Source organism: Candidatus Arthromitus sp. SFB-mouse-Japan, assembly GCF_000270205.1.
Classification (GTDB): Bacteria; Bacillota; Clostridia; order Clostridiales; family Clostridiaceae; genus Dwaynesavagella.
In genome coordinates, this window is the sequence record NC_015913.1 from 1,199,702 (window position 1) to 1,214,856 (window position 15,155).

General features: G+C 30.0%; 17 protein-coding genes. 2 read left to right on the forward strand and 15 right to left on the reverse strand.

What is annotated here, in order from left to right:
• The 7 genes from SFBM_RS05740 to SFBM_RS05770 all read right to left on the reverse strand — a co-directional run bounded on the left by SFBM_RS05740 (window position 1) and on the right by SFBM_RS05770 (window position 5,234).
• On the reverse strand, window positions 1-288 hold the full coding sequence (locus SFBM_RS05740; RefSeq protein WP_005805625.1) for a flagellar biosynthetic protein FliO: 288 nt from the start codon (window positions 286-288) through the stop codon (window positions 1-3).
• 8 nt (window positions 289-296) lie between these two features.
• Window positions 297-746, reverse strand: coding sequence for a flagellar basal body-associated FliL family protein (locus SFBM_RS05745; RefSeq protein ID WP_005805624.1), 450 nt, complete (start codon window positions 744-746; stop codon window positions 297-299).
• Window positions 747-750: 4 nt separating this feature from the next.
• The gene (locus SFBM_RS05750; RefSeq protein WP_005805622.1) at window positions 751-1,461 is read right to left on the reverse strand and encodes an OmpA/MotB family protein; all 711 of its coding nucleotides are present in this window, start codon (window positions 1,459-1,461) and stop codon (window positions 751-753) included.
• A 25-nt stretch (window positions 1,462-1,486) separates the two neighbouring features.
• Window positions 1,487-2,278 (reverse strand): motility protein A, encoded by a 792-nt coding sequence (locus SFBM_RS05755; protein WP_005805620.1) that lies wholly within the window; start codon window positions 2,276-2,278, stop codon window positions 1,487-1,489.
• A 166-nt stretch (window positions 2,279-2,444) separates the two neighbouring features.
• Complete coding sequence (locus SFBM_RS05760) at window positions 2,445-2,861, reverse strand: acyl-CoA thioesterase (protein ID WP_005805618.1); 417 nt, start codon at window positions 2,859-2,861, stop codon at window positions 2,445-2,447.
• A 19-nt stretch (window positions 2,862-2,880) separates the two neighbouring features.
• The gene (gene purB / locus SFBM_RS05765) at window positions 2,881-4,179 is read right to left on the reverse strand and encodes an adenylosuccinate lyase (RefSeq protein ID WP_014018017.1); all 1,299 of its coding nucleotides are present in this window, start codon (window positions 4,177-4,179) and stop codon (window positions 2,881-2,883) included.
• Window positions 4,176-5,234 carry a Gfo/Idh/MocA family oxidoreductase gene (locus tag SFBM_RS05770; RefSeq protein ID WP_014018018.1) on the reverse strand — a complete coding sequence of 353 codons (1,059 nt, stop codon included), beginning with the start codon at window positions 5,232-5,234 and terminating at the stop codon, window positions 4,176-4,178. Before SFBM_RS05770 ends, purB begins: the two co-directional genes overlap by 4 nt.
• A 135-nt stretch (window positions 5,235-5,369) precedes the next feature.
• Here SFBM_RS05770 and SFBM_RS05775 point away from each other — a divergent pair, with 135 nt between their 5' ends.
• Both SFBM_RS05775 and SFBM_RS05780 read left to right on the forward strand, forming a co-directional pair.
• The gene (locus SFBM_RS05775; protein ID WP_005805612.1) at window positions 5,370-6,638 is read left to right on the forward strand and encodes an adenylosuccinate synthase; all 1,269 of its coding nucleotides are present in this window, start codon (window positions 5,370-5,372) and stop codon (window positions 6,636-6,638) included.
• Window positions 6,639-6,669: 31 nt separating this feature from the next.
• Window positions 6,670-6,948 (forward strand): glutaredoxin domain-containing protein, encoded by a 279-nt coding sequence (locus tag SFBM_RS05780; protein WP_005805610.1) that lies wholly within the window; start codon window positions 6,670-6,672, stop codon window positions 6,946-6,948.
• A gap of 315 nt (window positions 6,949-7,263) precedes the next feature.
• Here SFBM_RS05780 and scpB read toward each other — a convergent pair whose 3' ends face one another.
• The 8 genes from scpB to SFBM_RS05820 all read right to left on the reverse strand — a co-directional run bounded on the left by scpB (window position 7,264) and on the right by SFBM_RS05820 (window position 15,071).
• Window positions 7,264-7,815 (reverse strand): SMC-Scp complex subunit ScpB, encoded by a 552-nt coding sequence (scpB, locus tag SFBM_RS05785; RefSeq protein ID WP_007439932.1) that lies wholly within the window; start codon window positions 7,813-7,815, stop codon window positions 7,264-7,266.
• Entirely contained in the window at window positions 7,808-8,569 is a 762-nt protein-coding gene (locus SFBM_RS05790) for a segregation and condensation protein A (protein ID WP_005805605.1), read from the reverse strand. Before SFBM_RS05790 ends, scpB begins: the two co-directional genes overlap by 8 nt.
• A gap of 85 nt (window positions 8,570-8,654) precedes the next feature.
• Window positions 8,655-9,890 carry a restriction endonuclease subunit S gene (locus SFBM_RS05795; protein ID WP_005805603.1) on the reverse strand — a complete coding sequence of 412 codons (1,236 nt, stop codon included), beginning with the start codon at window positions 9,888-9,890 and terminating at the stop codon, window positions 8,655-8,657.
• 137 nt (window positions 9,891-10,027) lie between these two features.
• Window positions 10,028-11,239 carry a D-alanyl-D-alanine carboxypeptidase family protein gene (locus SFBM_RS05800; RefSeq protein ID WP_005805602.1) on the reverse strand — a complete coding sequence of 404 codons (1,212 nt, stop codon included), beginning with the start codon at window positions 11,237-11,239 and terminating at the stop codon, window positions 10,028-10,030.
• A 90-nt stretch (window positions 11,240-11,329) separates the two neighbouring features.
• Entirely contained in the window at window positions 11,330-12,634 is a 1,305-nt protein-coding gene (locus SFBM_RS05805) for a pyrimidine-nucleoside phosphorylase (protein ID WP_005805600.1), read from the reverse strand.
• 8 nt (window positions 12,635-12,642) lie between these two features.
• The gene (locus SFBM_RS05810; protein ID WP_005805598.1) at window positions 12,643-13,815 is read right to left on the reverse strand and encodes a phosphopentomutase; all 1,173 of its coding nucleotides are present in this window, start codon (window positions 13,813-13,815) and stop codon (window positions 12,643-12,645) included.
• Window positions 13,816-13,836: 21 nt separating this feature from the next.
• Window positions 13,837-14,454, reverse strand: a complete 618-nt coding sequence (locus SFBM_RS05815) for a hypothetical protein (RefSeq protein ID WP_005805596.1) — start codon at window positions 14,452-14,454, stop codon at window positions 13,837-13,839.
• Between the two features lie 83 nt (window positions 14,455-14,537).
• Window positions 14,538-15,071, reverse strand: a complete 534-nt coding sequence (locus SFBM_RS05820; RefSeq protein WP_005805594.1) for an NUDIX hydrolase — start codon at window positions 15,069-15,071, stop codon at window positions 14,538-14,540.
• Window positions 15,072-15,155: the final 84 nt, after the last annotated feature.

Below are 15,155 nucleotides of genomic sequence, written 5' to 3' on the forward strand. Positions count from 1 at the left end.
TTACCTTCCCTCTGAAAATGTACTCTTCCTATTATTCATACACTCCAAAACCTTGCTCTCATCTAAATGCTCAATAACATTAATTCCTCTCTGAGTTGAGGAACATAAATAATACTTGTCAATAACCCTTATAATCAAAATGTAATTGTCCTTTGAAATAGCCACTCTCGAAATTACCTTTATAAATAAATTCTGACTTTGAATACCTTTAAAATTTAATTTCACATAAATTAACATAAGGATTACTAAAATTAAAATTAATGAAAACACATTCATAACATTACTCATCTTAATCTTCAATTCACTAATAAATTTGTAAAGTAAATAGACAAAACCATTTCGCTTTCAAGAATCGAATTAATTGTATTTTTAATCTCAAGCTTAACCGATTCAATTCCCTCACTACTTTCAAGTTCATTAACTGATTTATCTTTAAATATCGTTATAATCGCATCCTTTATTTTATAAATATTTAAATTGATACTCTCAAGTGCTTTTTTATTCTTTGAATCATAGGTCATTGCCAGTGAAACCTTTACGTATTTTTTATTAGAAGGATCTTTTATATTAACTACAATATCATCTAATTGAATCACTTCTTCAACTATCTTCTTTGGTTGATCACTATTATTCATCTTCGAAATTATAAAAAATCCTCCAACTGCACCCAAAATAATCACCAAAAGTAAAATCACTACAACTATAATAATCCCCTTACCTGACTTCTTTTTTTCATCACTTGCCATAAAATCACCCTTCTACTTTATTCAAAATCAAAATATTAACCCTTCTATTTTTCGCCTTATTCTCAGCATTATCATTCAATGCAATCGGTCTAAACTCACCATAACCTTGAGCAGATATACGCGTAGGATTAACCTCTGCAGATTCAACTAAAAACCTAGTAACAACAACTGCTCTTGCGGTTGATAATTCCCAATTACTTGCAAACATATATGTGTTGATTGGAACATTGTCTGTATGTCCCTCAATAATTATCTGGTTATCAATTTCATTCAAAACTCCAGCAATATCTTTAAGAATATGTTTACTTTCTCCTTTCAAATCAGCTCTTCCTGATTGAAAAAGTAATGAATCAACAACCACAACAGAAACTCCTCTTTCAACTATTTCAACTGAAATAAAATCCTTAAGTCCTTTCTCAATAATCAACTCATTTAATATGTTTACTAAAGAATCCTGATGTTCCTCAATTTCCTCTTCCATACTTCCGTTATTTAAAGTTTCATCACCAACTCCTTCATCAACAATAGGATTGTTGCCTCCACCATTAAATATATTATTAAACGCCATACTAAGCTGAGCTTCCTTCTTTGCATCTATAGTTGACATTGAAAATAGTAGTATAAAAAACACCATAAGCAGAGTCATCGCATCAGAAAATGTAACCATCCACTCAGGAGCTCCACCGCCTTGTTCCTCATCTTTTTTCTTTCCCATAAACTTCTCACTCCAAACAAATTAATTATTTATTAGCCTTTATACTCTCCTCAAGTTTAACCTTTTCACTTTCTTCTAAATATGTACTTAAAATTTCTTGTATCATCTTTGGAGTATATCCAGACCTTATACACCTTATTGCCTTATACTCAAGCATAATAAAATCCATAACTTTACCAGAATTAAGTGATATTTTATCTGCAAGAGGTAACATGATTAAATTTGCCGCAATAGCCCCATAAAGTGTAGTTATAAGTGCAGTAGCCATACCTGAAACAAGCTTATTAATATCTTCCATATTACCGAGGAGCTGAATAAGTCCAATAAGAGTTCCTATCATTCCAAAAGCTGGTGCATATGCTCCCCACTGTTTAAAAAACTTGACTCCTCGCTTCATTCTTTCCTCGTAATTTTCCATTTCACTCTCTAAAATATTAACTATAGCATCTTCCTCAACGCCATCAACAATTAACTTAATACCTTGCTTTAAAAAAGCATCATCCATATTCTCAATCTCAGCTTCTAAAGATAACATTCCCTCTTTTCTAGCTTTCTTAGAAAGATTTATTATTTGTGTAATAAAGGCAATCTTATCTCTATTAGTATCCCTAAGTACAACATTCATGTAAGACCCAACAGACTTTATTTCATTCATTGAAAAACTAACTAATAAGGCAGCAAACGAACCAACTATAACAATTACAAACGACTTAATGTCTACAAATGCCATGAGCGAGGTTCCTGGTCCTAACATCCCATAGAGTAGCATGACAATACCAACTACAATCCCAATAATGCTTAAATTATCTTTTTTCACTGTGTTCACTTCCTCAAAAATCTAATTATTTGTATCTTTTATTATTCTTCTAACTGCTCATTATAATTCAATCTACAACAATGGAATTATTTCCAATATTATTAAAAAAAAAAGTACATACGAAACGTATGCACTTCAAATTAAATTTTAAATATATTATAAAGCCTCAGCTTTCTAAAAACTTCAAGCACCTATCATAAAATTCTTTTAACTCCCTATCAAATCTTGTAATCTTAAAATCATCTTTGGTTACACAAACAATAGTAACAAATGCTCTAGTCTTTTCTTCATTTTTATCATTTAAAATTCTTTGCTCATATACCATCTTAACTCTTGATAATTTATGTATGGATGTTTCTACATAAATTTTTTCATCATAACGAGTGGGACTTATAAACTTTATATCCATTTCGTAAACAGGAAATAAAAATCCATCTCTTTCAAAATCTACCATATTAAATCCAATATCTTTTATAAAATTTGTTCTCCCAATCTCCATCCAAACCAAATAATTAGAATGATAAACAACACCCATTTGATCTGTTTCAGAATATCTAACCTCTATATCCCTTATTGATTTCAAATTATTTCCTCCTTAAAAATTATTTCAAAATGCCAACTCTCCTTAAAATCACATCAACATTTTTCATATAATAATCAATTGTAAAACATTGCTCAATTTCATTTGGAGTTAAATGTTTCAAAATTGAAGAATCATTAAGCAACATTTCTTTGAAATCCAAATTATTTGTGAAACAATGCATCGCTAAAGTTTGAATAATATCATAGGAATCTTCTCTGGATAATCCCTTATTTATCAAACTGTTCATAACTCTTTGAGAAAAAATAATACCATATGTCCTATTTATATTCTCAAGCATATTATCTTTAAATATAACTAGATTATCCAAAATATTCTTCATCCTATTTAGCATATAATCAACTAAAATTGTAGCATCAGGAAGTATTATTCTTTCCGCACTCGAATGTGAAATATCTCTCTCATGCCAGAGCTGAATATTTTCAAAAGATGTAATCATATAACCTCTCAAAACACGAGCACAGCCCGATATATTTTCACTAGAAATTGGATTCCTTTTATGTGGCATAGCACTTGATCCTTTTTGTCCATTTGAAAATCTTTCCTCAACTTCTCGGACTTCTGTCCTCTGGAGATGCCTTATCTCTATTCCAATTTTTTCAAGTGTCGAACCAATTAAAGATATTGTCGAAATATAAAATGCATGTCTATCTCGTTGAAGTGTTTGAGTTGATATATTCGATGAATTAATTCCAAGCTTATCACACACATAATCTTGTATAAATGGATCAATGTTTGCATAATTTCCAACAGCACCACTTATCTTACCAATCTCAACACCCTGTGAAGACATCTTAAACCTCTCTAAATTTCTCCTCATTTCATCATACCATAGGGCAAATTTAAGACCAAATGAAGTTATGTCTGCGTGTACACCGTGGGTTCTTCCTATACAAGGAACCCCCTTGTACTCAATAGCCCTCCTGCTTAAAACTTCCAATATCTCCTCTATATCTCTAATTATAATTTCATTTGCTTGTTTCAAAATGTATCCATATGCTGTATCAACAACATCTGTACTTGTAAGACCATAATGAACCCACTTCTTCTCTTCTCCTAAATATTCACTAAGTGCCCTCGTAAACGCAACAACGTCATGTTTCATTTCCTTCTCAAGCTCAAGCATCCTATTAACATCAATTCTACAATTCTCCCAAAGTTTCTTGATATCATCTTTAGGTATAACTCCAAGTTTACTAAAAGCTTCACTAGATAATAATTCAACTTTCATCCAAGCATTAAATTTATTTTCATTAGACCACACATCTAACATTTCTTTACGTGAATATCTTTCAATCATAATACCCTAATCCTTCGTTTTTCGATACTGCTATTTTGTGCAGTTTCAATAATTCGCATGACATCAACAGCCTCTTCTGGTTTTATAAATAAATCATCACCATTATTTATAACACGATAAATATTATCATAATATCTCCCATAATCACCTAACTCTGTTACTATCTTCTCTTCTAAAAATCCATGATCAGTAATCCTACAAAGTGTTCCAAAATATTTTTCTTCATCACAACCTAAATCTGATTTATTAGGACGCATTCCAGAAATTAATCTACTCTCCTGTAAATCATTCCCATATTTTATAAAGCTTCCCTTAGATCCATGAATCATAAAATGAGGACCAGACATAGCAACAACTTCTCCAGCTGATAACGTAATTTTCTTATCTTTATAGTACAAATACACTTGAAAATTATCAATTCCAGAAGATTCGTCACGCTGTTTTCTTAAATCTGCATACACTTCATCTGGCATTCCAAAAATACTATAAGCCTGATCAATCAAATGAACCCCAATATCATATAAGAGATCTATTCCTTTTCCACCATCAGCCTTCCATTGTTTTTTACTCTTTCCAGTTACAAATCGATCAAAATGACATTCATAGTCCAAAATTTCACCAATCAAATTTTCATCTATTATTTTCTTAACAGTTAAAAAATCTCCATCAAACCTTCTATTTTGGTAAACAGAAAGTAAAACCTTCTCATTCTTTGCAATTTCGCATAACTCTCTCGCTTCTTTGCTCGTTGATGCAATAGGTTTCTCTACAACAACATGCTTTCCAGCCTTCATAGCTTGAGATGCCATAGAAACATGATAAGGATTTGGAGTTGAAATTACAACGAGATCAATATCAGTCGTCAATAACTCTTCAAAACTCCTTACAATTTCAACTTCTGGATACTCTTGTTTTGAATTATTTGAAGTCCTTTCATAGACTTTTTTAAGATTAAATCTAGTATCTGAATGAAGAAATGGAGCCTGAAAAAACCTCCCCGATAATCCAAATCCCGCAAGACCTACACATATCCTATCATTATTAATTTTTTCCATACTACCCTCCTTAATGAACATAGATAATATTTCCTTAACTCTACGATAATTTTAACAAAAAACAAACTTAAATTCTATAATTTCTGATATACTTGACTTGAAACTAATCTTTATTTTGTGTTAGGAGTTGTTTACATGAATTCATTAGTTGTTGTTGGAACAGGATGGGGAGATGAAGGTAAAGGTAAAATTACTGATTATCTCTCAAATAAGTTTGATGTTTGTGTTAGATACCAAGGTGGAAATAATGCAGGACATACAATAAAATTCGATAATAAACATTTTGCTCTTAATTTAATACCATCTGGCATTTTTAATCCAAAAACTATTAACATATTATCAAATGGAATGGTTATAGATCTCAGCGTTCTTGTGAAAGAAATAAATTCTCTAATAGATCAAGGTATAAATTGTCAAAATCTCTACATATCAAATCGAGCACACATACTATTTCCATATCACATTGAACTTGATGAAGCATTTGAAAACTTAAAGGGAGATAACAGGGTTGGAACAACAAAGAGAGGAATCGGGCCATGCTATATTGATAAATATATGAGAATAGGTATTAGATTCGGAGATTTATTAAACAAAGACTCATTCTACGAAAAACTTTCTTTAAACGTTGATTATGCAAACAAAATACTATCTCTATTTGGAAATAAAATTTTTGATAAAGATAAAATTTTTAATAAATACACATCTTATATAGATACAATAAAATCAAAAATAATAGATACCTCTGTATTTATAACAAACTCTTTAAATGAAAATAAAAATGTCATATTCGAAGGTGCCCAAGGTATAATGCTGTGCCTAGACCATGGAACTTATCCATACGTTACAAGCTCATCACCTTCAGCATCATCTGTTGCTCTCAACTGTGGAATCTCCCCACAATATATTCAAAAAGTTTTAGGTATAACAAAAGCATACTCAACTCGTGTTGGTGAAGGAGCACTCCCAACAGAAATATTCTGTGAAACTTCAAAAAAAATACGTAAGATTGGAAATGAATATGGAACAACAACTGGACGTGAAAGAAGAATTGGATGGCTGGATACTGTGATCTTAAAACACGGGAAAAGAGTTTCCGGAATTACAAATTTAGCAGTAACACTACTAGATGTTTTAACAGGATTTGATAAATTAAAAATCTGTGTAGCATACAACCTAGACGGTAAAAAAATAGAATTTATTCCATCAACAATAGAGGAGTTTTCTAGATGTGAGCCCATCTACATTGAATTAGACGGATGGATGGAGGATATAACACAAATAAAATCATTTGATGATTTACCAGATAACGCTAAGAAATATATAAAAACAATTGAGCTCACTACAGGAATTAAAATTTCGATAATATCTGTTGGACCAAACAGAAATCAGACTATAGAAATATAGTTTTAGATATAAACATTAGGAGGATGATTTTATGAAAAATATAAAAGTATATGGAAATGAACAATGCCCAGATTGCTCAGCATTGAAAAAAGAACTCTCAGATAAGGAAATCAAATTTGAATTTATAAACATAATAGAAAGTCTTGAAAACCTCAAAAAATTTCTACACTTTCGTGATAACTATGAAGACATATTTAATGATTGTAAATTAAATGGTAAACTAGGTATACCTTTAATTGTACTAGAAATTGATAATAAAATAAAATTATTTACTAAAAATACTAAAGAAGACTTTCTAAATCAACTCTAGCACACATTTTATTGAATAAGTTTTAAATATAAAGGACAATATAACAACAGGGCCATTTAAGATTATAAGAATTAAGTTTTATATAATGTTATACAACATTTTATAAATATAAAATTTAAGCACGTTGATTATATATTTAAACTGCAACTTATATCTTAAATGGCCCTGTTAATTTTTTATTGACTTCAATACTAAATTAGTATAATAATATCTCCATAAGGAGGAGATTATTATGTCAAAATCTAACGTATTTTTTATTAGAAGATTATTATTCGCAATCATTTTCTTTTTACTTGGTTGCCTTATAGGATTTATTTAATCATCAATTTGTACATCTTCAAGAGCTGGAAGTTCTTCTAATCTTTCAATCCCAAATTGCTTTAAAAAATTATCGGTTGTTCCATATAAAATAGGACGACCTATAACTTCGAGTCTTCCAGATTCTTTTATAAGATCTTTATCTAATAAGGTTTGTATTGCCTTATCACTTCTTACACCTCTTATTTCTTCAATCTCAACTCGTGTTACAGGTTGTTTGTATGAAATTATTGACAATGTTTCTATCGCTGCCTGAGATAAAGATTGACGCTGATTAGTTTTGAGCAATTTAACTATATATTTCTCATTTTCAGGTTTTGTTCCAAACTGATATTTATCATCTATCTTAAATAATTTTAATCCCCTATTAGAATTTTCATATAACAATTCAAATTCATCCATAAGAAGTCTTACAAAGTCGACTTCCTCCCCAAGTACAACACTTATATCTTTTAAAGAAATTGGATCTCCATGTACAAATAATAATGATTCTATAGCAGAGAAAAATTTATCTTTAATCGCTTTATTCAAAATAAACCTGTCATTCATCTTCATATTCTCCATATTCCATACTATTTTTTTCCAATATGATATCAGTAAATTTACCAACTTGTATAATTTTAAAATAATTTTGTTTAACTAGTTCCAGTATTGCAATGAAAATAATAATTATCTCCACTTTATCGATACATGGCTTAATTATTTCATTAAACCTTAAAACAACCCCAGAAGTGTTTTTCAAATCCCGTATTTTATCCTCAACTCTAAACTTATCCAAATAAATATTATTTTGTATAGGATTAATATTGTTTTGCTTCTCTATATAAGAGTTAATCAGTTTCTTATACTTCTCATAAAAATACAATATATCTATATCTTTAAATATTTGATTTAAATCAACGACTTCATCTTTTGGTTGATCTATTATTTCAGGCTTTTTAAAATATGCATTCCCTTTATCCTGATATCTAGATAGCAATATCTCCGATACCCTTTTAAATTTTTTATATTCTATTAGCCTATCAAATAATAAATCTGTTGATACTTCCTCATTCTCTTCTTCATTCACTTTGTTTAACTTTTGTGGAACAAGATGACGAGACTTCATTTCAATAAGTGTTGCGGCCATAACAATAAACTCTGATGCAATATCAAGATCAAGTTCCTTCATTTCATTTATGTAATCTATGTATTGGATGGTTATATCATAGATATTTATATTATAAATACTCATCTTATTTTTTTTTATAAGATGTAACAACAGGTCAAATGGACCTTCAAAGTTTTCAATTTTTATATCCATTACTTAATACCCAATATTTTTTAAATTTTACTTAATTAAATACTATCACATATCCTCATATCGAGTAAATTCTTCAAAAGATAAACTAACTCTTTTTAAGTTCTTCAAAATTCAAAAGCTTGTCCCTATAATACTCATATTGTTTCTTTCTAGCCTCAATTTCTGCCGGAAGTCCTTCGGATATATCATTACATAATTTGTCAAATTTATCGAGTATTGAAACTATTCTTTCTTGTTCTGAGAGTGGTGGGATTGGAATAATTAATTGTTTCACTATTTTTGAATTGATATTTGTTTGACTACCTTGTCCCAAAGATTTTATATATCCATATTGATTGCTTAACCAATAAAAAACATATCTATATACCGCAATATCTCCATTAATTTCTAAATTGCAACAAGCTTGGTTAGTAGTTAATGGGATTTTATTTATTGCAACTTTTCCAACAGTAGCTCCATACATAGCAATAATTACGCAGTTTTTATGTATATACTTTGCTGATGAATTTTTCAATCCCAATTCAGTTATTTTAATTTCAGTATCATGTATATCATTAAAATTAATTTCCTGTGTTCTTAACCAAGGGATCTCACCACCATAGTAATCAGATTTTCCACTCGGTGGTGTCCCTCCAGAACATACATTATTACAAACCTCTCCCAACTCTTTCCACTCAACCTCATCACCAAAAGTAAGCAAACTATCTCTATAGAATTCATATTGTTTTCTTCTTGCTGTAAGCTCTGCTGTAAGCTCTGCTGTAAGCTCTGTAAACGAATCTAAAATATGTACAATCTCTTCTTGTATTTCTAATGGTGGAATTGGGGTTTTTATTTGTTTCATTTTCTCTCTAGAAACGTTAAATCTAGTGACTCCACTTGATGTTTTTATAATTTGTTTCCTCATAAAATTTGATCTAAATAAATACTTAGAGAATTTTGGTAGCATAATATTCCCATCATAAAATCTAAAACCAAAACAAAAACTATTCAAAAATAATTTTTCAAAAGTTTGTTTAATTAATACTGAAGACATTCCACATTCTTCTCTAATTTCAGAAGACCCTGTAAATATAATATCTCCACATGATAATGAATTTTGTTTTTCATTTTCTGATATAAATACCTTGTCTACAATATCAGTATCCAATTCTAAATTTGAAAAAACATTCATGTAAGTTATAAATTTTTCATTTCCATTTTCAAAATCTTTTTTGCTCTTCCCATTTAATCCACTAAAAAAATTCCCTAACTCTCCTAACTCTTTCCATTCAACACCATTAGGACAAAGTTTCTCTATTAACTCTTCAATTTTGCTCATCCTCTTTTACTCCTCATACAATTAAGTACATTACATTATAACTATAAACTATCAAAAATGTAAAATTAATAACTAAATCACAAAAAAGGGATAGCTTAATTAGCTATCCCTTTTTTACTTAACTTTACTCTAAGGTCTTATTTATTATTTTCTTCCTGCTTACTTGAATTTTCCTCAACGTTTGAATTATCTTCTACCTTATCGCCTTTCTTAAAAATTGAAAATAATTTATCAAATACACTACTATTTTTCATATCACGATCACTATATACTTCCACTCTTCCAGCTTCTTTCCCATCAATTAAAAATATAGCTGTTCCCATAATATCTCCCTGCTTAATGTTCTTTTTACTCTTATCCACATCAAGCTTAGTTGTTATTTTGAGCTCATTTGCCTTCTCTACAACCAGACTCAATGGTTGAGCTGCTTTTAAAATTATAAAATTATCTTTATTATTTCCTAATTGAAGTTTAGAAATTTCAGAATCTTGTTGTATTACTTCTTTTCTTTCAAACAATGAAAATCCATAATTTAAAAGCATACTTGCATCTCTATTTCTTATTTTATAAGTTGGAGCTCCCATTATTATACATAACATTCTAACACCATTTCTTTGTGCTGTAGCAGAAATACAATACTTAGCTTCATTAGTAAATCCAGTTTTTAACCCATCACATCCATTAAAAAATCTAACGAGTTTATTATGATTAACAAGCTCTATTGGAGTTTTTCTATTTGTAGAAATTGTTTCCATATATGTACCACTATACTTCAATATAGTTTCATGCTTTAATAACTCTCTAGACATAATTGAAATATCGTAAGCTGTTGTCAAATGATTCTCTGTAGGCAGTCCTGTAGGGTTTTGAAATGTTGTATCTTTCATTCCAAGCTCTCTTGCCCTATCATTCATCTTCTTAACAAAATTTTCAACCGATCCACCTAGATATTCAGCAAGTGCAACAGCTGCATCATTACCAGATGCTATTGCAACACCTTTCAATAAATCTTCAACAGTTCTCAACTCACCTGCTTCTAATAGCATAGTGCTTCCACCCATCCTCTGGGCATTTTCTGTAACTGTTACGACATCATCCAATTTTATTTTTCCACTATCAACAGCCTCCATTGTCAAAAGCATTGTCATTACTTTTGTAACTGAAGCTGGGGCAAACTTTTCTTTTGAATTTTTATCAAATACAATCTTTCCCGTTTCAACTTCCATTAATATAGCCGAACGTGCTTCTACATCCGTTCCATTACTTGTATCATTTATAGCATGAACTGGCAAACAACCAACTATAAAGGAAAATAACACACCAAATAAAACCGATTTAAATATTCTCATGAATATCCTCCCTTTGATATAAAAAAATAACCATACAAATATAATCACCAATTTTTGTGAAAATATTTAATATGGTTATAATGTTAAATATTATTTTATAATTTTATATATTAATTCACTCTTCGTTTGTTTTTGTTTAGAAATATTAATATTTTTATTAAGATGCTCCATTATCATGTCAATATTTCCATAATTATTATGATGAATTTGGCATATTACATCTCCAGCTCTAACATAATCAGAAACCTTTTTCTCAAAAATCAATCCAACAGATGGATCAATAATACTTTCCTTAGTTTCTCTTCCAGCACCTAAAAGCATTGCGACTTTTCCTATTTCCTGTGCATTTATTGAACTTATATATCCTTCCTCTTTCGCAACAAATATATCAATATTGCTCGCTTTTCTATATTCAGAAATATTATCTATTACTGATAATTTCCCTTTTTGACACTCTATCCACTCTCTAAACTTTTTATAGGCACTTCCATCATTTATACTTTTTAAAACAATCTCTCTCGCCTCTTCTATTGAATTCGACTTCTTACCCAAATAAACCATAATAGAAGATATAGTTAAACAAACCTCTACTAAATCCTTTGGTCCATTTCCCTTTAATACTTCGATGGCTTCTCTAACCTCAATAATATTTCCAATTCCAAATCCGAGTGGCTCATCCATACTAGAAATTATACAAATCGTTGTCCTATTTAAACTATTTCCAATACTAACCATAGTTTTCGCAAGAATTTCAGCATCTTCAATAGTTTTCATAAAAGCTCCACTTCCAACTTTTATATCGAGAACTATCGCATCAGCACCCGATGCTATTTTCTTACTCATTATACTGGCTGCAATTAGAGAGATATCATCAACAGTTGATGTTACATCTCGAAGAGCATATATTTTTTTATCTGCTGGAGCTAATTCATCCGTTTGCCCAGATATAACAATTCCATGGTTTTTAACATAAGATTTAAACTCATCAATTGTCATATCAGTCTTAAATCCTTCAATAGATTCGAGCTTATCAATTGTTCCTCCTGTAAAACCAAGTCCCCTTCCACTCATCTTGGCAACTGGTATACCACAAGATGCAACTATAGGAGCAACAACTAAAGAAACTTTATCTCCAACTCCACCAGTTGAATGCTTATCAACTTTCACTCCTTCTATATCGCTCAAATCTAAAGTTTGACCAGAATATGCCATAGCAAGAGTTAAATTAGCAGTTTCATTAGGCGTCATCTTGTTTATGAACATTGCCATAAGAAGTGCAGATGCCTGATAGTCTGGAATATTACCATTTGTGTATTCATTTACAAAATAATGTATTTCTTCTTTTGATAGCTCTAATCCTTTCTTCTTCTTATCAATAATATCTATAATTTTCATACTGTCACCTAACAATCACTTATAATATCACATTTAAAACTCTTACCATGTAGATCATTACCTATCCCAAACACATCTAAAATTGTCTTCCCTATATCAGAAAAGCTTTCTCTTAAACCAAGATTTGAAACTTTTATATTTTTACCATAGACAATTAATGGAATTTGCTCTCTTGTATGATCAGTCCCAGGTGTTGTTGGATCACATCCATGATCTGCTGTTAATATTAACAAATCTTCTTCTTTCATATTATCTATTATTTCTGGCAATTTTGAATCAAATTCTGATATAGCATTTGCATATCCCTCAACATCATTCCTGTGACCATACATCATATCAAAATCAACCAAATTCGTAAATATCAGACCATTAAAATCCTTCCTCATTAACTCAATTGTTTTATTGATGCCATCAAGATTATTCACAGTTTTAAATTTATCAGTAATACCAGATCCATTAAATATATCATATATCTTACCAATGCTTATAACATCTTTTCCATTCTCTTTCATATAATCAAGCATTGTCTTCCCTGGGGGATCTATAGCATAATCATGCCTGTTAGCAGTTCTCTTAAATGCACCAACTTCTCCAATAAAAGGTCTAGCTATTACCCTTCCTACCAAATTATCTCCAACGAGCATATCTCTCGCAATTTCACACATTTTATAAAGTTCATCTACAGATATAATTTCTTCATGAGCTGCAATTTGAAAAACAGAATCTGCAGAAGTATACAAAATAGGACTTCCTGTTTTCATATGCTCTTCTCCAAGTCTTTCTATAATTTCAGTGCCTGAAGCAACACAATTACCTATAACTTTTCTCCCTATTTTACTCTCAAATTCATCTATAATTTCTTTAGGAAATCCATTTGGAAAAGTCCTAAGAGGAGTTGTTGTTAAAACACCTGCTATTTCTAAATGTCCTGTAATAGTATCCTTACCGCATGATAATTCATTACATACACCGACAGATGCAATTTGTCCACCTTCGCTGCTCAAATTTAAAGATCCTATCCTACCCAAACCTAATTTCTTAAAATTTTCTATAGATATGTTACTCGCCTTTTCTATTATGTGTCGAAATGTATTACATCCTTTATCTCCGTATTCATGAGAATCATGCATCTCCCCAACGCCTAAACTATCTAAAATTATTAAAATAACCCTTTTGATCACAAATTTTCACCTCGTATTCGTTTAAAATATCAATTTTATTATAAATGGTGTTAATAAACATTTAAACAACAAAGCAATTAAAACACTAAATATTATGAACAAAATCAGAAATCTTAATGTAATTGAGTTATCATTTGAAGAAAATCTTCCCTTAAATCTAGTTCTCGATATTCCCCTCGATATACTCTTAACACACAACAATATGTAAAGAAAAATAATCAACACATTAGGCACTATTATCGTAAAAATCGTTAACAATATACCTTTAAACTCAAAATTTGTTAATAAAAACGTAGTCGTAAATCCTAAAGTAAATCCTTTTAAAGACAAAGTAACTAAACTTATTGGTGAAAACATAATGCTCGTACTAAATAACACAAAAATAGCTATAGGCACAATAAGCACAAGCGAGCTAAATCTAAGATTATTTAAAAAACTAAATTCTCCTTCTTTAACCACTTTCATATACTCTATAAAATCATTTCTAATACACGAAACAAGTTCGGAATCTAAATAGGTAAATAAATAAACTCCAATCAAAAATCCACATAGTAAAAATAATAAAACCATCATATAAATAATAAAATTTTTACTATAATTCTCCTTTAATCCAACTGTCAGTGTTCTACTTTTTACCATATCTTCTCATCCCCCTTTGTTAAATAAGTATGAGAAAAATATTTTTTATATTCTAAATAAAAAAATAAATTTTTGATTGTTTTTTATTTTTTCATAATTTCAAATAATTTTATTCCACTTATAGTTTTACTATCTAATATTTCACCTCTTGATATCATAAGATTTACTTCATCAAGTGTAAACTCACAGACATTTATAAATTCATCTTCATCTCCACCCTTCACTCCAACATTTAAATTTTTCGCAAAATAGAAATGCATAACTTCATCACAAAATCCTGGAGTCATAGCAACCTTCCCTAAAAACTCAACATCACTTGATGTATATCCCGTTTCTTCTTCAAGTTCTCTAATCGCACATCTTAAAGGATCTTCATTTAGCTCAAGTTTCCCTGCAGGAATTTCAAGCAAAACTTTATCAACTGGTTTTCTAAATTGTTCAACAAATAGTATTTTTTCATCTTGCGTAACTGCAATAATTGCTACAGCCCCACAATGCCTTACAATATCTCTTGTCGATGTATTTCCATCTGGAAGTAATACGCTCAGCTTTTCAACTGTAAAAAAATTCCCATTATATATTTCTTTCTTAAATAGAGTTTTTTCAAATAAATCCATAACCTTTCCTCCTTACAAATTTTATTAAATAAAAATGGCATAGTCAAAAACTACACCATAGTCAAAACACAATTATAAAATTAA